This window comes from Nonomuraea aurantiaca (genome assembly GCF_020215705.1).
Classification (GTDB): Bacteria; Actinomycetota; Actinomycetes; order Streptosporangiales; family Streptosporangiaceae; genus Nonomuraea; species Nonomuraea aurantiaca.
Genome location: NZ_JAIWNB010000015.1, coordinates 57,466 through 81,513 on the forward strand (window position 1 = coordinate 57,466; position 24,048 = coordinate 81,513).

At 69.0% G+C, this 24,048-nt stretch carries 27 protein-coding genes; 19 read left to right on the plus strand and 8 right to left on the minus strand.

Annotation, left to right across the window (positions count from 1 at the left end; genetic code table 11):
• Positions 1 to 33 precede the first annotated feature (33 nt).
• Positions 34 to 1,200 (minus strand): FAD-dependent oxidoreductase, encoded by a 1,167-nt coding sequence (locus LDL49_RS31155; protein ID WP_225296188.1) that lies wholly within the window; start codon positions 1,198 to 1,200, stop codon positions 34 to 36.
• Positions 1,201 to 1,309: 109 nt separating this feature from the next.
• Between LDL49_RS31155 and LDL49_RS31160 the strand changes: the two genes are divergently transcribed.
• Positions 1,310 to 1,894 (plus strand): TetR/AcrR family transcriptional regulator, encoded by a 585-nt coding sequence (locus LDL49_RS31160; RefSeq protein WP_225296191.1) that lies wholly within the window; start codon positions 1,310 to 1,312, stop codon positions 1,892 to 1,894.
• Positions 1,895 to 2,005: 111 nt separating this feature from the next.
• On the opposite strand, the gene LDL49_RS31165 is transcribed toward LDL49_RS31160, so the two are convergent.
• Both LDL49_RS31165 and LDL49_RS31170 read right to left on the minus strand, forming a co-directional pair.
• Positions 2,006 to 2,845 carry a hypothetical protein gene (locus LDL49_RS31165; protein ID WP_225296193.1) on the minus strand — a complete coding sequence of 280 codons (840 nt, stop codon included), beginning with the start codon at positions 2,843 to 2,845 and terminating at the stop codon, positions 2,006 to 2,008.
• 117 nt (positions 2,846 to 2,962) lie between these two features.
• Positions 2,963 to 3,301, minus strand: coding sequence for a hypothetical protein (locus LDL49_RS31170; protein WP_225296196.1), 339 nt, complete (start codon positions 3,299 to 3,301; stop codon positions 2,963 to 2,965).
• A 234-nt stretch (positions 3,302 to 3,535) separates the two neighbouring features.
• Between LDL49_RS31170 and LDL49_RS31175 the strand changes: the two genes are divergently transcribed.
• The 5 genes from LDL49_RS31175 to LDL49_RS31195 all read left to right on the plus strand — a co-directional run bounded on the left by LDL49_RS31175 (position 3,536) and on the right by LDL49_RS31195 (position 8,530).
• Positions 3,536 to 4,456: an alpha/beta fold hydrolase gene (locus LDL49_RS31175; protein WP_225296197.1), complete on the plus strand. Its 921-nt coding sequence runs from the start codon at positions 3,536 to 3,538 to the stop codon at positions 4,454 to 4,456.
• A complete protein-coding gene (locus LDL49_RS31180; RefSeq protein WP_225296199.1) occupies positions 4,453 to 5,106 on the plus strand; it encodes a TetR/AcrR family transcriptional regulator in 654 nt (217 codons plus the stop codon). Before LDL49_RS31175 ends, LDL49_RS31180 begins: the two co-directional genes overlap by 4 nt.
• 116 nt (positions 5,107 to 5,222) lie before the next feature.
• A complete protein-coding gene (locus LDL49_RS31185) occupies positions 5,223 to 5,978 on the plus strand; it encodes an ArsR/SmtB family transcription factor (protein WP_225296201.1) in 756 nt (251 codons plus the stop codon).
• 162 nt (positions 5,979 to 6,140) lie between these two features.
• Positions 6,141 to 7,349: an MFS transporter gene (locus LDL49_RS31190; protein ID WP_225296203.1), complete on the plus strand. Its 1,209-nt coding sequence runs from the start codon at positions 6,141 to 6,143 to the stop codon at positions 7,347 to 7,349.
• Between the two features lie 47 nt (positions 7,350 to 7,396).
• A complete protein-coding gene (locus tag LDL49_RS31195) occupies positions 7,397 to 8,530 on the plus strand; it encodes an FAD-dependent oxidoreductase (protein ID WP_225296204.1) in 1,134 nt (377 codons plus the stop codon).
• On the opposite strand, the gene LDL49_RS31200 is transcribed toward LDL49_RS31195, so the two are convergent.
• The gene (locus LDL49_RS31200) at positions 8,525 to 11,206 is read right to left on the minus strand and encodes an ATP-binding protein (RefSeq protein ID WP_225296206.1); all 2,682 of its coding nucleotides are present in this window, start codon (positions 11,204 to 11,206) and stop codon (positions 8,525 to 8,527) included. The two genes, LDL49_RS31195 and LDL49_RS31200, sit on opposite strands and share 6 nt — an antisense overlap.
• 110 nt (positions 11,207 to 11,316) lie before the next feature.
• Between LDL49_RS31200 and LDL49_RS31205 the strand changes: the two genes are divergently transcribed.
• The 3 genes from LDL49_RS31205 to LDL49_RS31215 are packed head-to-tail and all read left to right on the plus strand — an operon-like array spanning position 11,317 to position 13,870.
• Positions 11,317 to 11,856: an SRPBCC domain-containing protein gene (locus LDL49_RS31205; RefSeq protein ID WP_225296208.1), complete on the plus strand. Its 540-nt coding sequence runs from the start codon at positions 11,317 to 11,319 to the stop codon at positions 11,854 to 11,856.
• The gene (locus tag LDL49_RS31210) at positions 11,853 to 13,334 is read left to right on the plus strand and encodes an MFS transporter (protein WP_225296210.1); all 1,482 of its coding nucleotides are present in this window, start codon (positions 11,853 to 11,855) and stop codon (positions 13,332 to 13,334) included. The genes LDL49_RS31205 and LDL49_RS31210 overlap by 4 nt, the downstream gene beginning before the upstream one ends.
• Positions 13,331 to 13,870 (plus strand): dihydrofolate reductase family protein, encoded by a 540-nt coding sequence (locus tag LDL49_RS31215; RefSeq protein ID WP_225296213.1) that lies wholly within the window; start codon positions 13,331 to 13,333, stop codon positions 13,868 to 13,870. The genes LDL49_RS31210 and LDL49_RS31215 overlap by 4 nt, the downstream gene beginning before the upstream one ends.
• Positions 13,871 to 14,011: 141 nt before the next feature.
• On the opposite strand, the gene LDL49_RS31220 is transcribed toward LDL49_RS31215, so the two are convergent.
• The 3 genes from LDL49_RS31220 to LDL49_RS31230 form a co-directional block, all read right to left on the minus strand.
• A complete protein-coding gene (locus tag LDL49_RS31220; RefSeq protein ID WP_225296214.1) occupies positions 14,012 to 14,485 on the minus strand; it encodes an NUDIX hydrolase in 474 nt (157 codons plus the stop codon).
• 94 nt (positions 14,486 to 14,579) lie between these two features.
• On the minus strand, positions 14,580 to 14,867 hold the full coding sequence (locus tag LDL49_RS31225) for a hypothetical protein (RefSeq protein ID WP_225296216.1): 288 nt from the start codon (positions 14,865 to 14,867) through the stop codon (positions 14,580 to 14,582).
• Complete coding sequence (locus tag LDL49_RS31230) at positions 14,819 to 16,126, minus strand: serine/threonine-protein kinase (RefSeq protein WP_225296218.1); 1,308 nt, start codon at positions 16,124 to 16,126, stop codon at positions 14,819 to 14,821. The genes LDL49_RS31225 and LDL49_RS31230 overlap by 49 nt, the downstream gene beginning before the upstream one ends.
• A gap of 171 nt (positions 16,127 to 16,297) precedes the next feature.
• On the opposite strand from LDL49_RS31230, the gene LDL49_RS31235 reads away from it, so the two are divergent.
• Both LDL49_RS31235 and LDL49_RS31240 read left to right on the plus strand, forming a co-directional pair.
• Positions 16,298 to 17,512: an SMI1/KNR4 family protein gene (locus LDL49_RS31235; RefSeq protein ID WP_225296220.1), complete on the plus strand. Its 1,215-nt coding sequence runs from the start codon at positions 16,298 to 16,300 to the stop codon at positions 17,510 to 17,512.
• A 36-nt stretch (positions 17,513 to 17,548) separates the two neighbouring features.
• The gene (locus LDL49_RS31240; RefSeq protein ID WP_225296222.1) at positions 17,549 to 17,941 is read left to right on the plus strand and encodes a hypothetical protein; all 393 of its coding nucleotides are present in this window, start codon (positions 17,549 to 17,551) and stop codon (positions 17,939 to 17,941) included.
• Here the strand turns inward: LDL49_RS31240 and LDL49_RS31245 are convergent.
• Positions 17,907 to 18,734: a pentapeptide repeat-containing protein gene (locus LDL49_RS31245; RefSeq protein WP_225296224.1), complete on the minus strand. Its 828-nt coding sequence runs from the start codon at positions 18,732 to 18,734 to the stop codon at positions 17,907 to 17,909. The two genes, LDL49_RS31240 and LDL49_RS31245, sit on opposite strands and share 35 nt — an antisense overlap.
• A 138-nt stretch (positions 18,735 to 18,872) precedes the next feature.
• Between LDL49_RS31245 and LDL49_RS31250 the strand changes: the two genes are divergently transcribed.
• The 8 genes from LDL49_RS31250 to gvpJ (LDL49_RS31285) all read left to right on the plus strand — a co-directional run bounded on the left by LDL49_RS31250 (position 18,873) and on the right by gvpJ (LDL49_RS31285) (position 24,045).
• On the plus strand, positions 18,873 to 19,718 hold the full coding sequence (locus LDL49_RS31250; protein WP_225296227.1) for an NAD(P)H-binding protein: 846 nt from the start codon (positions 18,873 to 18,875) through the stop codon (positions 19,716 to 19,718).
• Between the two features lie 271 nt (positions 19,719 to 19,989).
• Positions 19,990 to 20,472, plus strand: coding sequence for a hypothetical protein (locus LDL49_RS31255; protein WP_225296229.1), 483 nt, complete (start codon positions 19,990 to 19,992; stop codon positions 20,470 to 20,472).
• Positions 20,472 to 21,671 (plus strand): SRPBCC family protein, encoded by a 1,200-nt coding sequence (locus LDL49_RS31260; protein WP_225296231.1) that lies wholly within the window; start codon positions 20,472 to 20,474, stop codon positions 21,669 to 21,671. The genes LDL49_RS31255 and LDL49_RS31260 overlap by 1 nt, the downstream gene beginning before the upstream one ends.
• An 84-nt stretch (positions 21,672 to 21,755) precedes the next feature.
• Positions 21,756 to 22,151: a gas vesicle protein GvpJ gene (gene gvpJ / locus LDL49_RS31265; RefSeq protein WP_225296233.1), complete on the plus strand. Its 396-nt coding sequence runs from the start codon at positions 21,756 to 21,758 to the stop codon at positions 22,149 to 22,151.
• Position 22,152: 1 nt separating this feature from the next.
• Positions 22,153 to 22,962, plus strand: coding sequence for a GvpL/GvpF family gas vesicle protein (locus LDL49_RS31270; protein WP_225296235.1), 810 nt, complete (start codon positions 22,153 to 22,155; stop codon positions 22,960 to 22,962).
• Between the two features lie 6 nt (positions 22,963 to 22,968).
• Positions 22,969 to 23,256: a gas vesicle protein GvpG gene (locus LDL49_RS31275; protein WP_225296237.1), complete on the plus strand. Its 288-nt coding sequence runs from the start codon at positions 22,969 to 22,971 to the stop codon at positions 23,254 to 23,256.
• A 4-nt stretch (positions 23,257 to 23,260) separates the two neighbouring features.
• Entirely contained in the window at positions 23,261 to 23,650 is a 390-nt protein-coding gene (gene gvpO, locus LDL49_RS31280; RefSeq protein WP_225296240.1) for a gas vesicle protein GvpO, read from the plus strand.
• Positions 23,647 to 24,045 carry a gas vesicle protein GvpJ gene (gvpJ, locus tag LDL49_RS31285; RefSeq protein ID WP_443689893.1) on the plus strand — a complete coding sequence of 133 codons (399 nt, stop codon included), beginning with the start codon at positions 23,647 to 23,649 and terminating at the stop codon, positions 24,043 to 24,045. Before gvpO ends, gvpJ (LDL49_RS31285) begins: the two co-directional genes overlap by 4 nt.
• Positions 24,046 to 24,048: the final 3 nt, after the last annotated feature.

Genomic DNA, 24,048 nt, shown 5'->3' on the forward strand with positions numbered 1-24,048 from the left:
TGACAGCGGCGGGCCGAGAACGGAAGAGTGTGTCTAGGTGGTGGCCTGGGCTTGGCGGATGCGGTCGTTGAGGGTGCGCCGCACGCTGTCGACGTCGGTGGTGGAGTTCTCGGCCAGGGTGTCCATCAGTTCCGCGCAGGCTTGGGCAGCGGCCTCCGACCGGGGCAGCATGATCTTCTCGTAGGCGGCGGTGGCCTGGTCGAGGTCGGGGTGGGTGGCGATGGCGGTGGCCAGGTCGCTGCCGTCGATCAGGGCGAGGTTGGCGCCGATGCCGAAGGGCGGCATGAGGTGGGCCGCGTCGCCGAGCAGGGTGATGCCGGGGACGTGGTCCCAGGTGTGCCCTTCGGGCAGGACGTGCAGGGGCCGGTTGACGAACCCGCTGTCGTTGTCGCGGAACAGGTCGAGCAGCATGGGGTGCCAGCCGCCGAACAGGCTGCGGAGGTAGTCGCACACCGCCGCGGTGTCGCCGAGGTCGAGGCCGGCGGTGGCGTACCAGTCCGCCGGCGCGTCGAAGGCGGCGTAGAGGCGGATGTGGGCGCCGCTGTTGCGCTGGGCCGAGATCATCTTCCCGTCGGCGCGGGCCGCCAGCGTACCCGGGCCCACCCAGCGGGCCAGGTCGGGGTGGCGAACGTCGACATCGTCCAGGAACGCCTCGACGATCGTGGCGCCCGTGTAGCGAGGGACGGCATCCGAGACGGCGGGGCGGACCCGGGACCAGGCGCCGTCGGCGCCGATCACGAGGTCGAAGTCCGCGGTGGTGCCGTCGGCGAAGCACAGGCGAGCGCCGCCGCCGTCGAGCGGTGCGACCCCGTCCACCGGGCACCCCCAGCGCACGGTGCCGGGGCTGAGGGAGTCCAGCAGCAGACCCCGCAACTGGCCCCGGTCGATCTCCGGGGCGTAGCTCTCGTCGCGGCTGTCGGTGGGCCGCTCGTGGTGTACCAGGGCGGCCGTGAAGGGGTCCAGCCCCCGCAACTCCTGCCCCTGCGCACGGGCCAGCGCGGTGTACTGCTCGAAAAGGCCCACCGCCCGCAGTGCGGCCTGGCCGGTCGGTACGTGCAGGTCCAGCATCCCACCCTGCCAGCGGGCCTCGCGGGAGGCCTCCCGCTCGAACACGACTGCCTGGATGCCGTACGTCTGCAGGCCGCGGGCGCAGGCGAGGCCGCCCACGCCGGCGCCCACGATCGCGATTTCGGGGTTCATGGCACATACCTCCTGTTAGCGGTTCCGAGGGGTTCAGAAAATCATAGTGACTCCGAATTCGCAATAGCTCCGATTTCGCACTCGATCCGGTTTGCCGTACGCTGAGCGCGTGAGCGAAGGAGCCGGACGCCGCGAGCGCAGGAAGGCCCAGACCCGCAAGGCGCTGGCCGACGCCGCGCTGCGGCTGTTCCTGGAACGCGGTTACGACCAGGTGGGCGTCAAGGACGTGGCCGATGCCGCCGACGTGGCGGTGTCCACGCTGTTCGCCTACTTCCCGAGCAAGGAGGCGTTGGTCTTCGACCTCGACGGCGACCTGGAGGCCGAGGTCGTCGCCGCGGTGCGCGACCGTAGCCCCGGCCAGTCCATCCCGCAGGCGCTGCGCGAGCACATCCTCAGGCGAGCGATCGAGGTCGCGGCCTTCCCCCACACCGCCGCCCTCGCCCGCATGGTGGAGAGCACCCCGGCACTTCGCGACTACGCCCGCCGCATGTGGCTACGCCACGAAGCCGCCCTCGCCCGTACCCTCGCCGACGAGCTCGGCGCTCCCCAAGACGACATCACTTGCGCCGCGTTCGCCAGGTTCGCCCTCGAAGCCGCCCACGTCATCCACGGCCACCCCGCCCCCGAACAGGCCGCCAACGCGATCTTCAACCTGCTCGAACACGGCTGGACCACCGCCTATCCCGGCACCTGAACACCGGCGCCCTGAGGATGTTCGGACATGGCGTAGCCGAGCAGCCGGCGGGAGAACAGGTCCTCGACCGCAGGCCGTTGAGGGGTATGCAGAGGTAATGCGCAGGGTGGGCTAATTCCAGGCGCCAGGCACCTGGTAGGGCACCTTGTCCTCGAGTTGCTCCTGGTCGAGCACCTCGCTTCTCAGGGGGAGCAGAACGGTGACCTCGCGTCCCCAAGCGGAGTAGCGGGTGTCCGTCTCGACGCGGAGCAGGGAACCCTTCCAGTGGTGCAGGACACCCCTGGCCGTAACCCGCTCCACCAGTCCGGCCGGGCTCAGCCGGAGGGTGTAGGAGATGCTGCTGACGGGCTTGCTGATGGCGTAGCCGCGGAAGTGAGCGGCGAAGGAACTGGATACCTCAACCAGCTTGTCGGTCTTGATCGTGCCCTTCACTACCCCCTCCCGCCAGGACGTGCGGTGTGCCAGCAGCGCCTTGAGCGTCGCGGGCTCCAAGACCTCCAGCGGCGGGTTGCTGGCGGGCAGATCGGTGGCGGAGTAGCGCACCCAGTTCGTGCCCTGCGGCAGCGCGTCGGCGAATTGGGGGCCTGAGACGTAGTCGTCATAGCGTGACGAGATCACCCTCAGGGGCGTCTCTTCCAGAGCGGCGTCCTCCGCCATGCCGAGTTTCTTCAGGCCGCTCATCATCGTCTTGCTGAACCGCAGGCGCTGGGACGTATCAGCGGCGGTCTCGCCTTGCGGGCCGAACCCGACCGTGCCGTCCACGTCCACGGTGTAGTGCATGCCGCGACCGTAATCAATCTTCGCGGTGGACACGATGTTGACGCCCTTGCCGCGGGTGAACGCGGCTTGAAGCGCCTTTACCGGGTCGATCCGGGGCGCTGCCTGCGCAGGGGTGGCGACGAGCTGTGCCAGACCCGCGATCAGTGTTACGCCGACGATGGTCCGCTTCATCACGATCCCTGGAAATTGGTCGGAGGGTCGCAACAATCTTGTGCATACGAGATCAACTGTCAAACCGAACCGGGATCGTGGGCGAACGGAACGCCGCCCACCTGTCTGAGGTTCTTCTCAGGCCCCGAACTCGCGAACTCGGGGAGGGCTGGTCGCGTCGAGGCTGTCGCGGGCTCTTGCCCACGCTTGGTCGAAAGCGTCGAGAGTCAGCGGCTGGGGATTGTGCCCTTCCCACTCATGGACGGGTTGCTCGGCTATTCGGTCGTAGACGGCTCCGTATCGTCTGACCTCGCCGCTGTCGAAAACCGTCTGCCATTCGGCCAGGGAGGCGGCGGCGAGAGGCCGCTCGTCGGGGCCGCGGAATTCGATCTGCCGGGTCACCCAGCCTTCGTCGTCGGCCTCGATGTAGTACCAGATGTCTTCTTCGGCCCAGTGACTGCGGAACCAGTGCGTCATCGTGGCGTTCCCCCTGGGGCGAGTGGGAGGGCGTGGAGCTTCCCGGCGACGGGTGGGTGGTGCGAAGTCGCTCGTTCTTGAGGCCGAGGATGTCGACGGCTCAGGAAAGCACGGCGTTCATTTCCGGGACCATCGAAGATCAAACCTCGGGAAGCGATCTCTGGGTTCGCCTGTTCCGCCAGGTCATGAAGGCGTCCATGCGCATCCTCCACTGCATACATCTACGCTGTAGACATGAACTACAGCGTAGACGACCCGAACATGGCGAGCGACATGGTGGAAGCGCCCGAAGTGCGATTGCACGTCGAGCGGACCGGCGACGGACCCCCGCTCCTGCTGATCTCCGGAGGCGGGGGCGATGCCGGCATGTACGCGGACGTGATCCCATTCCTGGCCAGAAGCTTCACCGCGATCACCTACGACCGGCGCGGCAACTCGCGCAGCCCGTTCACCGATCCCGCCGCCTCGATCACGGTTGCCCGGCAGGCCGACGACGCGGTCGCCATCCTCGACCACTACGGCATGGAACGCGCCCATGTCTTCGGCAACAGCGGGGGCGCGATCATCGCCCTGGAGATGGTGACCAGGCACCCGGACCGCCTCCTGGGCGCGGTGGTGCACGAGCCGCCGCTGGTGCAACTCCTCGCTCCCGACAGCCCCGAACGGCGCGAGATCGAACACATCGGCCGCCTCGCCCGAGACGGCCACCTGATGCGCGCCTACGCCGCCTTCGGCGCGATGACGCTACCGGACCCGCCGCGCGTGTTCCTGTCGCCATCCGGCCAAGCCATGATCGCTGCCGCCACTCACCTCATGCTCGCCGCCGACGGCCTGGTACGAAAGGTCACCCGGCGTACGCCGGACGCGATGACCCGCCAGCTCCGCAACGCCGGGCTGACGCTGCGCCGCGAACTGCCCGCCTTCTGCTTCGACTACCAGCCGGACCTGACCGCGCTGGCCGCCACCACGGCACCCTGGTGCCTGGCCACCGGCCGCGACAGCGTTGGCAAGCCCTACTACGCTCCCGCACACCTGCTGTCTGAGCGCCTGGGCGTAGCCTGCCAGGAGTTCCCCGGCGGCCACGTCCCCTTCATGCAGCACCCGCACGAGTTCACCACGACGCTCACGAAGATCCTGGAGGGCTTCCAGCCATGACGGCCGACCCCAGCCCGCCGGTCAGGTTGCCAGAGCCGCCCACCCGGCCCACCCTCACCCGCGACTATCTCGCCGCCGCCGCGCTCGCCCTCATCGACGCCCACGGCCTGCGTAAGTTCTCCATGCGCAAGCTCGGCACCGCTGTCGGCTTCGACCCGATGGCCGTTTACCGCCACTACGACGACCAGGAGGACCTCTTCGACGGCGTCGCCGAGACACTGTTCACCGAGGTCGACGTCGACACTCTGCCCTGGGACGGTCCCTGGCGGCAACTAGCCCAGACCTACTGCCTGCGCCTGCGCGACACACTCCTGCGCCACCCCCACGCCGTGCCGCTGTTCGCCACCCGGCCGGTACGCTCACCAGCCTCCATCGACACCGGCGTGAAGATGCTCACCAAGCTCAGCGACGCCGGCATCCCTCCGGCGCAGGGCTTGCGCATCTTCCGTTGCCTGCGAGAGTTCACCGTCGGCCACACCCTCGCCATCGCCGTGACCAAGCTCGGTGCCGACCGGCGCAGCCGCAAGCCCCAGCCCGGCAGCCCCGACTACAACCTGCTCGCCGAAGCCGCCGACGCCACCACCCTCGACGACCACTTCGAGATGGGGCTCACCGCGCTACTGAGCGGCTTCGAACAGCCCGCCCGCTGAAAGGGCGTGGGCTCTTCCTCCTACGCCGAGGCGTCTCGACAGCGGCATCGACGTACGCCGAGGCGTCTCGACGGCGAGTTGCTATTGTGCAGGCAAATATCTGCACAATGGCCGACGTGAGCCTCGACGCGAGAGCGATGGACTCGGTCTTCAAAGCACTGGCCGACCCCACCCGACGACTCCTGCTCGACCGTCTGCGCGAGCACGATGGCCAGACACTGAGCGAGCTGTCCGAACGCCTGAACATGGCCCGCCAGTCAGCGACACAGCATCTCGACGTCCTTGAGCGGGCCGACCTCGTCACCGTCGTACGACGCGGACGGGAGCGGCTGCACTACCTCAACCCGACACCGATCCACGAGATCGAGGAGCGCTGGATCTCGGGGTTCGGCAAGCTTCGCCGGCGAGCGATCAGTGCCGTCGAGAACCAGGCAGCGACCTATGTCCATATCACCTACATCCACGCAAGCGCGGAGCAGGTGTGGCAAGCCCTGACGGACGCGGACCTGACGGCGCGCTACTGGGGACACGCCAACGTTTCAGGCTGGCGGCCGGGCTCGACCTGGGAGCACCAACGCGTCGACGGATCAGGCGTCGTCGATGTCCTCGGCCGGATGGTCAGGGCCGAACCCCCGACGCGCCTGGTCATCACGTTCGGATCGCCGGGAGAGCCGTCGGTCGTCACCTTTCTCGTCGAACCGCACCACGACATCGTCCGCCTCACCGTGACCCACGAGAATCTCCCCAACCAGGAGATGCTCACCGGCGTCTCGCACGGCTGGCCGGCCGCGGTGGCGAACCTCAAGTCGCTGCTGGAGACCGGCGAGGTCCTTCCGCAGGCGCCCTGGGACATGTCTCGCGCGCACGCCTGAGACGGGGCACTCGGGCCGAAGCCGCGAGCGCGCGGCGGCAGGCGGAGTGACGCGCCGGATGTCGTCGCGGCGATGGTTGAGTCCGAAACGTGCCAGTGCCAGCTGCTTCATGACTGCTTGGGTGGAGTTCCCAGTCCACGTGCACCTGCCTGAACGGGAACCATGTCAACCACCACCCTGGCCCCGCCACGCCCGCCTCTCATCAGCTGGCTCGCCGTCACCTCACTCATGCTGGGCATCTTCGCCATCGTCACCAGCGAAATCCTGCCCATCGGCCTGCTGACCGCCATCGGCGCCGACTTCGGCATCTCCGACGGCACCACCGGGCTGACCATGACCCTGCCCGGCATCGTCGCCGCGGTCGCCGCACCCGCCGTCACGCTGACCACCGCGCGCCTGGACCGCCGGGTGATGCTGTGCGTCTTCATGGCGGTGCTCGCCGTGGCCGACGTACTGGCCGCCGTGGCGACCTCCTACTGGATGATGCTGATCTCCAGGGTGCTGGTCGGCCTCACCATCGGCGGCTACTGGTCCATCGGGGCCGGGCTGGCCGGCCGTCTGATGCCGCCGCGCGCCGTCGGCACCGCCACCGCGGTGATCTTCTCCGCCGTGCCGCTGGGCTCCGTGCTCGGCGTACCGGCCGGAACCTTCATCGGCGACCTCGCCGGCTGGCGAACCGCCTTCCTGGTGCTGGCCGCGCTGGCAATCCTGGTCCTGGCCGCCCTGGTGATGCTGCTGCCACCGCTGCCCGCCCACCAGGTCACCAGCCCGCGCGTCCTGCTCGACCTGCTACGCGCCCGAGGTGCCGGCATCGCCCTGCTGGCCACCTTCCTGATCGTCCTGGCCCACTTCGGCACCTACACCTATGTCACGCCCTTCCTCCAGAACGTCACCGGCCTGCCTCCCGTGGCCGTCAGCGCCGTCCTGCTGGCGTACGGAATCGCCGGAATCGCCGGCAATTTCCTGGCCGGCAAGGCCACCGCCACCCGTCTGCGCGCCGCCTTCGCGACCTGCGGCTGTCTGATCGCGGCCACCACCCTGCTGATGCCCTCGGTCGGCGGCACAGCCGTAGGCGCCGTGCTGTTGCTCGTGGCCTGGGGCCTGGCCTACGGAGGTGTGCCCGTCTGCTCGCAGGCCTCGTTCATCAGGGCCGCCCCCCACGCGCCCGAAGCCGCCACGGTCGTCTTCACCTCCTCCTTCCAGGCGACGTTCGCCCTCGGCGCGTTCGTCGGCGGCCGTGTCGTCGACGCCTTCTCGGTCTCCACCGTGATGATCTGCGGCGGGCTGGCCGCTCTGCTGATGGCGGTGTCCCTATGGTCCCTGGCCAAGGTTCGCAAGTGTGGCGACGGCGTGGAGATATGGGACAGGTAGCGTGCAAACGGGCGTATGGGTGAGGCACCGCGCCTACCGTCGCAGGTATGCGGACCGTCGATGTACTGGTCGTGGGTGCGGGGCTGGCCGGGCTGCGCACAGCCCGCTCGCTCGCGCGACGGGAACTGAAGGTGATGGTGGTCGACCGCCGCAGGTCGCTGTCAACGGGCATCCGTACGACGGGCATCTTCGTACGACGCACCCTCGATGACTTCGACCTGCCGGACCAGCTGCTCGGGCCCGGCGTCCGGGACGTGCTGCTGTATCCGCCGTCGCGGCGGTCACCGATCCGGCTCACCAGTGACCGCGACGAGTACCGCGTGGCCGACATGGCGGCCGTCTACGAGCACGCGCGCCGCGCGGCGGAGTCGGCCGGGGCGCGGGTCCTCCTGGGGGTACGGTATGTCGGCGCATCGAGGGGTTTTGTGCGGTTAGCAGGTGCGGACCCGGTGACGACCCGGTTCATCGTCGGCGCGGACGGCGCCCGCTCCCGGGTGGCCCGTGATCTCGGCCTGGATGTCAACCGGCGCTCCCTGCTCGGTGCCGAGATCGTCCACCCGATCGCGCCTGGCACGACCGATCCGGCATTTCACTGCGTCCTGGACCCCCGGGTCGCTCCGGGGTACCTGGGGTGGGTCATCGACGACGGTCAGCACGCGCATGTGGGCGTCGCGGGATATCCGGCCGCGATGCGCACCGGCATCCGCCACCTGCTGGACGCCTTCGCCGCGGACGCGCCCGGCCGTGCGGCGCCGACCGGTCCGGTCGAGCGTCGAGGCGGTCCGATCCCGGTCGGTGGTGTGCTGCGACGGCTGGCGTGCCCCGCCGGGCTGCTCGTCGGAGACGCGGCGGGCGCGGTGTCGCCGCTGACGGCCGGCGGGTTGGACCCCTGTCTACGCATGTCCGAATGGGCCGCGGCGGTCGCCGCCGGGTACCTGCGTACCGGCGATCAACGCATCTTGAGCCGGTACGACGGGGGCGCGTTGCGGGCCCGCTTCCGAGGTCGCCTGTTGCTGCGCCGCGGGTTCGCCGGCATCCGATCTCCCGCTGCGGCAGAGGCGGTGGTGGCCCTGCTACGTGGCCGTGCCGGTCGTGCTTTGGCGGCGCGCGTGCTGTTCGGGGACGGCTCGTTTCCCGATGTCAGCCCACGGCTCGCGGATCCGGCGATCGACCACCTATAAGCCGATCGCCCGGAGTTCGGCGCTCGCCTCCTGTTCCCGGCCGGGCAGCAGCCGCAGGGTGCAGGCGCGCTCGAATCGGGCGTCGATCGAGGTCCACCGTTCGATCGCCTCCGCCAGCGCGGCACGATCGCCGTAGAAGATCGCGCGGGTACGGGCCAGGGTGGCTGCGGCCCAGGCGTTCTGCTCCGCGTACGGCAGGGCGGCGGCAAGCCGGTCGGCGGCATCCGGCAAGCCCGCGACCACGGCCAGCTCGGCGCCGGCGGCGCGGGCATAGGCCTCGTACCAGCGTACGGCGAAGGGGGCGAAGGCGTGCTCGACCAGCGTGGCGGCCCGGTCGTGGGCGCCGGTGTGGAGGGCGACCCTGGCCTCGACGAAGGCGGCGAACGGCGCCAGGACCGGTGCGGAGGCCGCGTCCGCCGCCCTGGCCATCTCCAGCGCGCGCGAGCGCCACAGGTCGAACTCGCCGCTGCCCGCCAGCCCATGGGCCAGCGCCACGGCGGAGACCGCGGTCGACATCCAGGCGCTGCGCGGGCTGCCCGCCTGATGCCAGGCATCCCACATGGCGGGCGCCTGCCGGAAGACCTCCGGGAAACGACCACTCAGCGCGAGCGGCCTGATGGTCTTGGGGATGGACAGGTAGGGGTGCTCGCCGATGGGGTCTTCGCGCTGCGCGCGGTCGGCGACGGCGAGTGCGGCCGGCAGGTCGCCGACACACAGCTCGGCACGCGCCGCGGAGTGGAAGGTGTCGACGATCTCGGCCGCCGCGGCCGGCTCGTGCGCCGGCAGGTGCTCGATGAGCGTGAGCCGCTCCTGGCAGATCCGCTGAACGGTGCGTAACCGGCCGGCCCGCGCGTACGCCCGGGTGAGCACGTCCAGCGCGCCCAGCAGGACGATGGTGTCGCCGCACGCGCGAGCGGCGTCGACGGCGGAGCCGGCGAGCTCCAGGCCGCCCTGATCCCAGGCCCGCGCGGTCGCCACGAGCGCCGCGGTGCGCGAGTCGGCGGGGTCGGCGCTCGCCTTGTCGAGCAGCGCCGACACGGACATCGAGTCGCGATCGTCCGCGCCCCGGTAGCGGTGGGCGACCATGAGGGCGGCGGCGAGCGTGGCGGCCTGCGGGCCGCCGTGTTCGGCCTGGTCGGCGGCCCGCATCAGCAGGCGGAAGGCCAGCGGGCCGTCGGCGATCGAGACGGCCGTGGCGGCCGCGCGCAGGAGGTCCTGATGGCGGTCCGCGGCGTCGCCGGCCCGGTCGGCGGCGGCCAGGTAATGGCCGATCGCCTCGCGGTGGAAGCGCCGCGCGAACGTCAGGTGCGCCAGCGACCTGGCCAGCTGATGCGCCTGCCGGTCCGGTGCGGTGGCCGTGTCGGCGAGCGTGGCCCGCAGATCATCGGCGACCAGATCGAACTGTGGCCGCCAACCGCCGTCGAGCCGTGATTCCAGCGTCGCCGCGGTGCCTGCCGCCCAACGCAGCCGGAGCTGGAGCGTCTCTTCCCTCTCGCCACGGTCTTCGAGTTGGTCGGCGGCGAAAACTCTGATGGTCTCCAGCAACCGCCAGCAGCCGCCGCCCCCCGCTCCGACCAGGCTCTTGTCCGTCAGCCTGCCTATGACGTCGGCTATCGCGCTGGGCGGCGTGTCCGGCATGATCGCCGTGGCCGCCGCCAGGTTGAACCCGCCGATGAACACCGCGAGGCGACGCAGCAGCGCGCGTTCCTCATCGTCCAGCAGGTCGTAGCTCCAGCCGATGACCGCACGCAGCGAGCGGTGGCGTGGCGGCCGGCCACGCGCGCCGGACAGCAGCCGCAGCCGGTCCTGCAGCCCTACGCGCAGGGCGTCGATGCCGAGTGCGGGCACGCGTGAGGCGGCCAGCTCGATCGCCAACGGCAGCCCGTCGAGCCGGGCGCACACCTCGGCGATCGCCGAGGGCTCGGCGGCGAACGCCGGGTCGATGGCGCGCGCCCGATCCAGAAACAGCGCCGCCGCCTCTTCCGCCAGCGGCGGCACCGTGATGACCCGCTCGCCGGCGAGCCCCGGCCGCTCCCTGCCGGCGATCAAGATGCCGGCCTGGGGACAGGCCGAGCGCAGTCTTTCCACCAGATCGCTGACCTCGTCCAGCAGGTGCTCGCAGTTGTCGAGCACCAGCAGCGATCGTCCCAGCGCGACCCGCTCGGTGACCGCCTGCTCCAGCGGCTGGGGCGGACGTTCGGCCAGGCCCAGCGCGTCGGCCACGGCGCGCAGGACGTACCCCTCACCGATCGGGGCGAGATCGACGAACGCCCCACCGGCGGGGAACGACGTCGAGGCCGCCTGCGCCACCACGGCGCCCAGCCGCGTCTTGCCGACGCCGCCGGGCCCCACCAGGCAGACCGGTGTGGCGTGTGCCAGCGCCGCCAGCGCCTCCTGCCGTTCCTGACGGCGTCCGATGAAGGAGGTGTGACTGACCGGGATGCCCTCGATGCGCCCCGGCTTGGCCGAGGGCGATGGCTGATGCCGGGTCATGGCCGCCAGGGCGGTACGGCTGCTCAAGCCGTACTTGCGCAGCAGCGAGGAGACGTGACTTTCCACGGTGCGTACCGAGACCCGCAGCCGGTGGGCGATCTGCGCGTTCGTCAGATGCTCGGCCACCCCCGCCAGCACCTCGGCCTCGCGGGGCGAGACCTCCCGCGGTTTGCCCGGCACCATGCGTCCATTGTGGCCTCCGTGTCTCTTCCGTAGCGAATCAGTGCCGACCTCGTAGTGGTCAGGTGATCTCCACGGATGTCCCGGCATGGCCGGGCGGGCCAAGGTTGCCGGTGTCCGAGGACGACAGCGCCTTCTACCGAGAGGCTCTCATGATCGAACACGCCACCTTCGTGGCCGAGCACGTCTATGACCTTCCACCGGCCGAGGTGTTCTCGGCCTGGGCCGACCCGCTCGTCAAGGCGCGCTGGTCCAGCGGTCCCGCCGAGTGGAATCCGCGGCTCGACGTGGACTTCCGGGTCGGTGGGCTGGAGCGGTATCACGGCACCCCGGTGAGCGGCCCCGCGCACACGATCGAGGCACGTTATCTCGACATCGTGCCGAGCAAACGCATCGTCTACAGCTACGACGTGCTGCTCGACCAGGTACGCAGCCTGGTCTCCCTGGCCACGGTCGAGTTCGTCCGGGACGGGCCGGGCACCAGGCTCGTCCAAACCGAGCAGGTCGCCTTCTTCGCCCCCGAGGACACCGCCCAGTTCGAGCAGCACATGAGGAACGTACTGAAGTCCCTGGACGCGGAGCTGCGCGGCCATCGCTCAACGACGACTCCGGACGCCCGGCACACCGAGAGCCACGAAGCGGGTTCCAGATGACTATGAACGTCGCCCCCTCCACAATCCGCGATGAACGCCGGCTGAGGGCGCTGACCGTCCTGGCGCTGCCCACCCTGCTGGTGGCCATCGACATCTCCGTGATGGGCGCTGCCCTGCCGTCCATAGCGCGCGACCTGCGGCCCAGCGCCGCCGAACTGCTGTGGATCACTGACAGCTACAACTTCCTGGTGGCCGGATCCATGCTCGCCATGGGCGCCGTCGGCGACCGGATCGGCCGCCGGAAGATGATCCTCGTCTGCGCGGCGATCTTCGCGCTGGCCTCCGCCGTCGGCGCCTTCGCCGCCACCCCGCTGCTGGTCATCCTCGCCCGGGCCGTCATGGGCGTGGCCGGGTCGGCCATCATGCCCGCGTCGATGTCGCTCATCGGGGTGCTGTTCACCGAGGAGAAATCACGGGTGCAGGCGATGGGCGCGTACATGACGGTGTTCCTCACCGGCATGGCGGTGGCCCCGTTCGTCGGCGGGCTGCTGCTCGCCCACTTCTGGTGGGGCTCGGTGTTCTTGATCAGCGTGCCGGTCATGGCGATCACCATGGTCGTCGCACCACGGGTGCTCCCCGAGACCCGCTCCGACCAGGCGCCCCGCGTCGACCTCATCAGCACCCTGCAGAGCCTGGCGGCCGTCCTAGCGATCGTCTACGCGCTCAAGGCCTGGGTCAACGACGGCGCCGACGCCTCGGCCTGGCTCACCTTCGCGGTCGGCGTCGTGCTGACCGTCCTGTTCGTCCGGCGGCAACGGCGGCTGGACGACCCGCTGCTCGACCTGGCCCTGATCCGCACCCCGGCAGTCGGCCGTACGCTGGCCGCCCTGTTCCTCACCTCGCTGGTCATGGGCGGCAGCTCCCTGTTCTTCAACCTCTACCTGCAAGACGTGCAGGGCCTGACGCCGCTCGCCGCCGCCTGGTGGACACTTCCGCAGATCATCCTCATGATCGCCGCCTCCAACCTGGGCCCCTGGCTCCACCGCGCCTTCGGCCATCGCACGATCGTGGGGCCGATGCTGCTGATCATGATGCTCGGCTTCATCCTGTACGCCGTCCTGCCCGTCACCTGGATCGGCCGCCCCCTGGCGGCGGCCGGAGCCGCGCTGGCCGCCTTCGGCGTCGGAGCCGCCTTCCCGCTGCTCATGGACCGCGTCATCAGCACCACCCCGCCCCAACGCGCCGGAGCGGGAGCGGCGCTGGCCCAGGTCAGCAACGAGCTCGGCATCGCGGTCGGCCTGACGGTCCTGGGCTCCCTGGGCACCGTCGTCTACCGCGCCCGGCTGAACCTGCCGGACTCGCCGGCCGCCGTCAGCATCGTCGACGGCATCGCCGGCGCCCACGGAGACCCGCATCTCCTGGGGGCTGTACGGGCCGCCTTCACTGACGCCTACAACCTCGTCGGCCTCGTCGGCGTGGCCGTGACCGCCCTGGTATTCCTCCTCACCACCCGCCACCCCCGAAGGAGCTTTCCATGAGGAAGATCGTCGCAGAGTTGTTCTCGTCGCTGGACGGCGTCGTCGCCTCGCCGGACCAGTGGCACGGCCCGTACCACAGCGAGGAGATGGAGCAGGACATCCAGGCCGGTCTGGCGGCGGCGGACACCATGCTGCTGGGCCGGCACACGTACCAGGAGCACGCCGGCTTCTGGCCAGGGGTGAGCGGCGGCCTGGCGGACCTGATGAACGGCATCCACAAGATCGTCTTCTCCGCCACGTTGGCCGCGACCGAGTGGCGCAACTCCACGCCGGCCTCTGGTGACGTCTCCGAGGAGGTCGCGCGGCTCAAGCGGCAGGACGGCAAGGACATCGTGATCACCGGAAGCGTCACCCTGGTCCAAGCCCTGCTGCGGGCCGGCCTGCTCGACGAGCTGCGGCTGCTGATCGACCCGATCGTCGTGGGCGAGGGCAGGAAGCTGTTCGGGGACGAGGGTGGGCGGCTGCCCTGCACGCTCATCGCCTCGCGGGTCTACAAGACCGGCACCATCTCCGCCACGTACTCGCTTACGACCTGACGCTTCAGCGTCCTGGGACCTGGTCGTAGTGCTCGGCGATCTCGTCAGCCGTACGTCGGCGTGGCTGACGATGCACAGGGTCATGGAGCTGTGGCGACCGGGCGCGCTGGGCGTGTGGGACCGGTGATGTGGAAGACCCTGTCAGCCATCGACGAGGACCGGGTGGCGGGGCGGGCCGTCGGCGAGAAGAGCGGTCAGCAGGTGCGGTAGCCCGGCGGGTCGCAGGAGGTCGGTGGTCTCGGTCAGCTCTTGTGCCGTCCACCAGCGGTGGCCGGTGATGCTCGTCCTTTCGAAGTCCTCCATCCGGGTGGTGTCGATCTCGAAGGCGGGGACGCGGGCCAGGTAGTAGCGCTGCCGTACCTCGTAGGTGACGCCGTCTCGATCCATGGTCCAGGGGCGTCCGCGCCACACCTCCGGGCCCAGGCGCACGCCCGTCAACCCAGTCTCCTCGTACAGCTCGCGCAGTGCCGCGTCCTTATGGGTCTCACCGGGTTGGAGACCGCCGCCGGGGGCGTACCAGCGAAGGGTGCCGTCGAGCCGGTTACGGCTGGAGAACAGCAGGAGCCGATCGGCGGCGTCGATGAGGACGACTCGGGCGCTGGGGCGCGCGATCAAGCGGCCCTTCCCATCCTTCGTACGAGCGCGGGGTGCAACCTGATCTCCTTCGGGGCGAGGGGCGAGGCAGGTGACGGGTCTCAGGCGGAGGCGATCAGCCGAAGCCGTTGGGGCAGAGGAAGGCTCTGATGGCGCTCGGCGCGCTCTTGAGGAGTGCCGACTCGTTCTCCAGTGAGCAGAAGTCACTGCCGATCTCGGCGTTGAGGAATCGGCTCGCGTTCCGCTTCGCGATCAGGTCGATGCCGCCGACGCTGGGGGAGTCGAGCTCGGCCGCGACCCAGTAGCCCACGCACCGCTTGCGGGCGACCCTGGCGTCCTGCGGCAGGCCGCCGTTCAGCGCGGCGGCCTGCCGGAGGATCGAGCTCGCGGACGCGCACGGCACGCCGGTGGCCGAGCGGCGTGCGCTGGGGGACGCGCTCGCCTTCTCCCTTGTGGCGGGCGTTTCCTCAGGGGTCTCCGTCTCCTCAGGAGTCTCCCTCGTGCTGGTCGTCTCCTCGGGAGTCGGAGTCGGAGTCGGCGTCGGGGTCTCCGTCGTCTCCTCGGGGTCGGGGTCGCGCTCGTGTCCGGCGTCAGGTTCTCCGCGGGCGTGGACGTGGGAGGGTCGCTCAGGCTCCGGAGTGCCTCCGGTATCCCCTCCGAACCCACCCAGACCAGCGCGCCGATGGCCACGATCGTCGCCAGGACGGCGGCGGCCGGCCACAACGGCACGCGATTGGCAGGTGGTGATACCGGCGGCGGCATGACGATCGTGCCCGACTTGGGTGGGGGCGGCATCGGGGTGGTGCCCGCCGTGAGTGTGGGCGGCATGGGGGTCGTGCCCGCCCTGAGCGCGGTGACCTGGGCGAGCAGCTCGTCCGACGCGGGCCGGGCCGTCCTGTCCTTGGCGAGCGCGCTCCGTACCAGGTCGCGGACCCGCGCGGGCACCCCGGACAGGTCCGGATCGACGCTCATGACGCGATAGGCGAGGACATCGGGGGCTCCGGTGCCGAACGGCGGGCGCCCCGTCGAGGCGTACGCCATCAGCGCGCCCCAGGCGAAGACGTCGGCGGCGGCGTCCGCCTGGTCGCCCCGGTACTGCTCAGGGCTGATCCAGCCGGGCGAGCCGATCAGCGCGCCGGTGCCCGTGAGCCCGCTCTCGTCGAGGGCCCGGGCGATGCCGAAGTCCAGGACCTTCGCGCCGGAGGCGGAGAGGATCACGTTCCCGGGTTTGAGGTCGCGGTGCACGATGCCGGCACGGTGGATGTCGGTGAGCGCCTCGGCGATGTCCACGCCGAACGAGAGCAACTCGTCCGGCGGGAGTGGGGCGTTGTCCTGTACGTACGTGCTGACGGTCGGCCCAGGGACGAACTCGGTGGCCAGCCAGGGCGGCATCGCGGCGGTGTCGGCGGCCAGCACCGAGACCGTGCAGCGCCCCTGTACCCGGGACAGGAGATCGACCTCGCGGACGAAGCGGGCGAGAAACTGCGGATCAGCCGCTAACCCCGGATGGATGACCTTGACCGCGACCCGGGAGCCGTCGTCCGCGATCCCCGCATAGACCACGCCCATGCCACCGGCGCCCATCCGGCCGACGATCCGGTACGGACCGATCGCCTCGTGCTCGTCCTCCATCAGGGGGCCGAAGCCGCCAGGATCACTCATCGAGGCTCCCGATCGCCGGATCATCGCAACAGCAGTGATCTTATTGACGCGTGCCCGGCTGTGTACGCCCGCCCTCGGAGCGTGGTCGTCGGCAGAGTGATCGCGAGCGGCTCGGTCCGGAATTGTCCGGCATTGATAGCCACGTAGATCAATTCCGGTACTCTGCCGGACGTGCGGCGATTGATCACATCCCGCGGGCTATGGCTCGCGCTTTTGGCGGCCATAGCGGCAGCGGCGATCGTGGTGATCGCTCGCTCTCGACGACGCCCGGTCCAGCAGGAGGAGGTGGCTTCCGATCCCCCTTCGATTCCGGCCAGGACCGAGAAATCGCAGTGGCCGCCGGCTCCGATCCTCGGCACTCCCACTGCCGAGGATCTCCAGCGTTACGGCGCCGAAAAGCCCTCCCTCTTCGACCGCGCCGAGTTCACCAGATTCTTCGAAGGCGGCGAACCGAGGGAGCCCCTGGACGACGCCACCCGCCGCCGCCTGACTCGTTGGGGCATCGCCGGACTCGCGATTCTCGTGCTGGCTCTCGGTACTCAAGCCCTTGAATCCGTGGCCTTCCCCGGGCACCCGCCCCCATCTGAGGTTGAGTTCGGGCCATGCCTTGAGAGCACCTCGGATAGCCGTACGGACTGCTTGTTCGCCGGAAACGAGCAGGAGTACGGAAACGAGCAGGAGTATGGTCCGGGCGGCGTTGACGCGTCCGAGTATCAGCAGCCGGCAGAAAGTGGAGAAGCGCAGGTCCGTCTGGACGCGGACTGCCGGCCCGTGGGCACCGCCCCGCGCGTACGGAAACTCGACGCGAAGGTGAAGCGGGCAGTGGACCGGCAGTGGCAGCGCATCGAGGACTGGCTGAAGACCAACGCCCCCCGGAGTTATCGCACGCTCGGCAAGAAGGGAGACGCGGATTCCATCGCGGCCGCGGAGGCGTATATGGGTGTGCGATTCCCCGACGATCTGCGGGCCTCGCTGCTGCGGCACGATGGGGCCGTCTTCCTCGAGGACACCTGGGCCTTCGGTTTCCTGGGCAACTCGAACTTGAGCGTCCGGGAAATGCGTGACACGTGGCGAGAGCTGTGCGACATCGACGGTGAGGAGCAAGGTGATGGGGGATTCTCCGATCCACGATCGGAATGGTGGGACGGGCGAATGCTCCCTGTCGGCGCTGACGGAATGGGCGACCACCTGGTGATCGACTCGGCGCGGAAGGACATCGGGGGCACCGATCACGAGGGCACCATGGACTTCACGCCGGGAGGCATCCGAATCCGCTCGTTCTACGCCCTGCTGAAGACCACCGCCGACGCCATGGAGAAAGGCGGCTCCATCGGCTACTGGAAACCCAAGGCGGTCGACGGCGAGCTCGACTGGGACGTCCTCTGAGCGCCCGATACAGGCAATGATCGGTAGGCGCGCACCATGGGGGTTTTCGTCGATTACTTCACGGTGGACTCCGAGCAGTCCGCCCGGCTGGCCCTGTCCGGTGGGCCGGCCGCCTTGAATCTGCCGTACGTCGACTGCAAGGGCTGGCTCGACGAGCTCGACACGCTGGCCGCCGAGCTGAGCGGACGTGACCTCAGCGAGTTCGGTGACAGCAAGGTTGTCGTCGACGACGGTGAGTCGGCGGGCGTGGAGCTGGCGGCGCCCGAGACCACCGCCGCGCTCGCCGCCGTGGATGACGCGCGGCTGCGCGAGTACGCCGAGGAGGAACTGCTCGACGAGTTCGAGATCGAACGCGTCACGGGCCTGCGGGACCTGGCTCGCGAGGCGGTACGGCTCAACCAGGGGATATATCGCTGGTCGTGCTTCTGAGCGCCGCGAACAGCTCCTCGCGGAGCGCGGGCGGCAGTTTCCGGCCCAGCTTCGAAGGGTTCACCAGCGCGTGGTCGTCGTTGTCCTCGAGTGCCCTCTCCGCGAGGAACTCCAGACTGAAGCGGGCCTGGTTCCGGTGGCGTGGGTCCGGCCAGCGTTCGACCAAGGGCAGCGCCGCCTCCACCCGTGCGCTGATCCGGTCGAGGAGCGCGTAGCCGGGCAGGCCGGGAAAGCGCTGGGCCCGCAGGTCGATGTGCCGGAAGGCGACATCGTCGAGCTCCGCGCCGGTGAAGTCGTTGCCGATGAAGTCATTGCGGTCCCTGCCCAGTGCCGCCTGGTCGTGGGTCGGACGGCCCCAGAAGGTGACATTCCGCACGCGGCCGAGGAAGACGCAGTCGACGAACTCGGCTTCGGACGTGGACGTCTGGTCCCTCAGCCGGGACCCGTCGAACACGCACCTCTCAAACCGGACGTTGCCGAAGGAGGTGTACGGCGCGAATCGGGTGCGGCGGAACACGCAGTCACGGAAGACCGACTGCGGCCAGCGGGCACGGTTCCACCACCCGCGCCCGCGGGTGGCCCCCATCGACAGTTGTACGAAGGCGGTGCCGGAGAAGTCGCAGCCGTCGAACCGGCTGCCATGGACGCTGAAGGAAGCGAAGTGGATCCCGGAGAAGTCCACGCTCACCAGGAGCGCCCTGTCGAAGGTCACACTGGACACTCCGGCGGGGAGGTCGAAACGCTGCTCGCGTAGTGCTCCTTGGACGAGCAGCGACCGTACGTGATCACGCATGCGCGGAGTCTCGCAGCCCGATCCGACAAAACAGCCGGGGAACTGGGGCGGGGCGGCCATCGCGAGCGAGGCACCACCGACTCCTGGGCTCACCCATCGAGTCGGAATATTTCCGTATATGGACAGGCTGACCGGATCATGTCCAGGATTCTTGTGACCGGCGCCGCCGGCAACGTCGGACGGCAGGTCATCGCCCAGCTTGTGTCCGCCGGCGCCCCTGTGCGAGCGCTCGTGAGAGACGCTCAGCAGGCTCGGCTCCCCGAGGGGGTCGAGGCGGTCGAAGGTGACCTGTCCAGGCCGGGCACGCTGGAGGGGGCGCTGGCCGAGGTCGAGACGGTGTTCCTGATCTGGCCCTTCCTCACCACGGAAGGGGCCTCCGCCGTCCTCGACGCGGTCGAGGGTCGTGCCCGCCGCGTCGTCTACCTCTCCTCGTCGGGGGTGGACGACGAGGCCGAGCGGCAGACCGACCCGATCAACCAGCTCCACGCCGACATGGAGGGCCTGATCGAGAGGTCCGGCCTGCGGCGGACCATCCTGCGGTCGAACACGATCGCTTCCAACACTCGCGGGTGGGCCGAGCAGATCCGTGGTGCGGGGGTCGTCCGTGGCCCTGACATCGCCGCCACCGCGGTGATCGATCCGCGCGACATCGCCGCCGTGGCGGTACGTGTGCTGATCGAGGACGGGCATGCCGACGCGACGTACGTGCTGACCGGTCCGCAGGTGGTGACCAGGACCGAGCAGGTGCACGCCATCGGGGAGGCGATCGGCCGTCCGTTGTGCTTCGAGAAGGTGCCCGTGGAGATCGCCCGGCAGCGGATGCTCGCGGACGGCAGGCCGCCGGCCCTGGTAGAAGCCCTGCTGGCCAGCGCCGAAACGCGACCTCGCTCAGCATTGATCACCTCCACCGTGGAAGAGATCACCGGAACTCCGGCGCGTACGTTCCGGGACTGGGCCATCGACCACGCCGACGACTTCCGCTGAGCGGGCCTGAACGGTCTGCCGGAGGGGAGCGGAGCGGGTTCTCTAGGCGTGCAGGAAGCGCGCAAATCGCTGTAAAAGGCGAATTATTGACTATATCTGTACGAAGCGCGTATCGCGCTCCTTGCTCGGCCCCTGCGGGCCTCTGGATCCCCACCCTCACGCAATCTGCCTCGAATGTCCGTTTTCTCCGGTCATGTGTTTGTTTGTCTTTTTTATGGGGCAGGTGGAGACCGGTTGTTCCAGGCGAGCGTGAAGGCAAGGAGCGCTGGTCATGAAAGACAAAGTTCAGATGGGGCTGGCCATCGCCGCGGGCTACTACCTCGGCCGACGCCACAAGCTGCGTTGGGCGACCACGCTGGCCTTGGCCGGAGTGCTCAGCCGGCTGCGCGGTCAGGGAGGCGGCCTGCTGTCGCAGGGAATCAAGATGCTCGGTTCGTCGCCCGAGATGGACAAGATCACCGACCGCCTGCGTGGCGAGCTGATGGACGTCGGCAAGGCGGCAGCCGTGGCCATGACGAGCAGGCAGATCGAATCGCTGACCACGAGGCTGCACGAGCGGGCCGAGGGCCTGCGCCATCCGGGCACGCCTGAGGACACGGACGAAGACGAAGAGGACTACGAAGAGGGCTACGAGGAGGAAGAAGAGGAAGAAGCGCCTGAGGAGGAACCGCCCAAGCCGGCACGGAGAAGGAAGCCCAAGGCCGAGCCCGCACGCGCCACGCGGCCGGTCACCAGGACACGGAGGCGAGCTTGATGGCTCAGGTATCGAAGGCGGGGCCCATCAAGAAGGTCACGGACGCCCTGCCGACAGACGTCAAGAAGGTCGCGGGTGCCCTGCCGACAGAGGCGCTCACCCAGGAGCTCAAAAACCTCGCGCAGGCCTTCATCGAGCGAGCGCTGCGATCCGTGAGCGACAAGGTCGAGGACGTGGCGGGTCGGCTCGCTGATCCCTCGGCAGGCAGCGGGGTCGGCGGTCTGTTCAGCGCGCTCACCGGATCGGATGATTCCGGCGGCAAGTCCGTCAAACGTTCGATGATCGGTGGTGCGATCAAGGGGGCCATCAAGGGCCTGTTCAGCGGCATGACCAAGGGGACCAAGAAGCTGCGCTTCATCAACATCGTCGAATCGATCGACGTCGGCGCTCCCGTACGGGTGGTCTACAACCAGTGGACACAGTTCCAGGACTTCCCGACCTTCATGAAGAAGGTGGAGCACGTAGAGAACGAGAGCGACGAGAAGCTGTCGTGGAAGACGCAGATCTTCTGGTCTCATCGCAGCTGGGAGTCGCACATCGTCGAGCAGGTGCCCGATGAGCGGATCATCTGGCGGTCCAAGGGACCCAAGGGCTACGTCGACGGCGCTGTGACCTTCCACGCCGTAACTCCCAACCTGACCCGGGTCCTGCTCGTACTCGAATATCACCCGAAGGGGCTGGTGGAGCACGTCGGCAACATGTGGCGTGCGCAGGGCAGGCGCGTACGGCTGGAGTTCAAGCACTTCAGGCGGCATGTCATGACGCAGGCCATGCTGCACCCCGACGAGGTGGCCTCTGATGGGTGGCGCGGCGTGATCCACGACGGCGAAGTCGTCAAGGACCACGAGACCGCTTCCCAGGAGGAGCAGGCCGCGCAGGAGGAGGAAGAGGAACGGCCGGAAGAGGAACGGCCGGAAGAGGAACGAGCGGAAGAGGAACGAGCGGAAGAGGAACGGCCGGAAGAAGAGCCGGAGGAAGAGGAAGAAGAGGGAGAAGAGGGCGAGGAACTGCCAGAGGACGAGCTAGAGGAAGAGGAGGAGGAAGAGGAAGAGCCTGAGGAGGAGGAAGAGGAGGAACCGGAGGAAGAGGAAGAAGAAGAGGAAGAGGAGCCGCCTCGCGCGGCCTCCCGGAGGCGGGGGCGCGCCCAGGAGCCACAGTCGCGGCCGGTTCGGCGCAGGGCCGGTTCCCGGACGACGTGACACGGGGCGGCGGCCGCAAAGACCGGCGGGGACGGCGTCCCCAGAGACCGGGGGGCGGTGTCCCAGAAGACCGAGGGAGAAACAATGACCGTGCAACCCGCGACAGGCGGAATATCCGGTGGTCCGTCTCCATCGGGCCTGGCCGACGTCATCGACACGATCCTCGACAAAGGGCTCGTCATCGACGCCTATGTCCGGGTCTCACTCGTCGGCATCGAGGTTCTGACGATCGATGCGCGCATCGTGGTGGCCAGCGTGGACACCTACCTGCGCTACGCCGAGGCCGTGAACCGGCTGGACCTCGCGGAGTCCGGAGGACAAGGGCTGCCCGAGATCATGCAGAACGTGACGCAGGGCAAGGGCAAGAACGTCACCCAAGGAGTCTTGGAAGCGGCAGGGGAGAAGCTGAGCGACTTCGTCGGCGAGCGCGGCGAGAAACAAGAGACGCGCAGCCGGCGGCAAGAGCGAGAGGAGCGCTGAGATGGCGCAGTCTGCGGAAGCCGCGAATGCCGCCGGTCAGGATGTTCCTGAGCAGGTCACCAAGACCGCCGGCGTCTACATCTACGGTCTCGTGCCCGAGGACGTCGAGGTGTCCAGCGACGCGCGGGGCGTAGGGGATGAGACTTCGGAGATCCGGCTGGTACGGCATGGCGAGATCGCCGCTCTGGTGAGCGACGTCACGCTCGACCGCCCGCTCGGCACCCCCGACGACCTGTTCCGGCATGGGGCCTTGCTCGATGCCACCGCCGCCGAGGTGCCCGTCATCCCGCTCCGCTTCGGCTCGGTGATGACCAACGAGGAAGCCGTCGTCGAGGAACTGCTGACGCCGCACCACGATGAGTTCCGCAGCGCGCTGGACGAGCTGGAGGGACGGGCCGAGTACGTCATCAAAGGACGCTACGTCGATCAAACGCTGTTCCGTGAGGTACTGAGCGAGATCCCGGAGGCCGCGCAGCTGCGTGAGCAGATCCAGGGACAACCGGAGGATCTGACGCGGAACGCCCGGATCCGGCTCGGGGAGCTGATCAACCAGGCGGTCGTGGCCAAACGCGAAGCCGACACGCAGGCGGTGGCCGAGGAGGTGGGCCCGCTCGCCACCCTCACCGTCATCCGGGAGCCGTCTCACGAACAGGACGCGGTGCACGTTGCCGTGCTCATGGAGACGGACCGGCAGGACGAGCTGGAGCGGGTGGTGAACGAGTTCGCCGAAAGATGGTCCGAACGGGTGGAGATGCGCATATTGGGCCCGCTGGCACCGTACGACTTCATCACGGCGCGGACACAGGAGTGATGACGGGTGGGACTGATCAGCCTCATCTTCGGCTTGCCGCTCGCGCCGGTCAAAGGGGTGATCCGGCTCGGCGAGCTGATCCAGGAGCAGGTGGAGCGGCAGACGCATGACCCGGCGGTGGTCCGGCGCCGCCTGGAGGAGATCGAGCAGGCCAGGGCCGCCGGCCTGATCTCCGAGGAGGAAGAGGCGCGGGCGATGAAGCAGACGCTCGAATCGATGATGGGCAAGCCCGGCCAGGTGGTGCCCGGCCAGGTTGAGACCGTCGCGCCGGCAGGTGAGGAAGAGGAGGGGTGATCGCATGCCTGTCAGGCGCAGTGTCCGCGAAGAGCGGGCGGCCGGCAGCCAGGCGGCAAGACGCTCACAGGAGGAACCCGACGAGAGACGGACGGAACCACGTCAGAAACGCCGCCCACGCGGCCTGTCGGTGGCGGACGTCGGCGAAGCCGGTTTGGACCACATCGCCGACCTGGTCTCGGGGGAGCCGGAAGGCATCACGATGGTGAAGCCGGTCGAGCGCGGCTGGGTGGTGAACGTGGAGGTCTTGGAAGATCACCGCATTCCCTCTTCCGGTGACATCCTCGCGCTCTACGAGGCCGAGTTGGATCCGGAGGGCAACCTGCTGTCCTACCGGCGGATCCAGCGATACCGGCGGGGCAGCGGCACCAGCGCGGAGGGCGGTTCGCGATGACCGAACCGGGCTCCGTGATGCGTCAGTCCGGCCTGCCTGCCGGGCGGCCCTCCGGCCACGAGCCGGCCAACCTCGGCGACATCCTGGAACGGGTTCTCGACCGAGGCATCGTGATCGCGGGAGACATCCGCGTGAACCTCCTGGACATCGAGCTGCTGACCATCAAGCTCCGGTTGATCATCGCCTCGGTCGACACCGCCAGGGAGATGGGGATCGACTGGTGGGAGCACGATCCGTGGCTCAAAGGGCAGGACCGGGAGCTGCGCGAGGAGAACCGCAGGCTCCGACGACGGCTCGCCGCGGCCGAGGAGGGCGCCGCACTGCCGCGCGGGCCGACCGCGGAGGTCGAGTCCGTCGACGAGCGAACAGCTGAAGTGGACGAGCGAGATGAATGACGA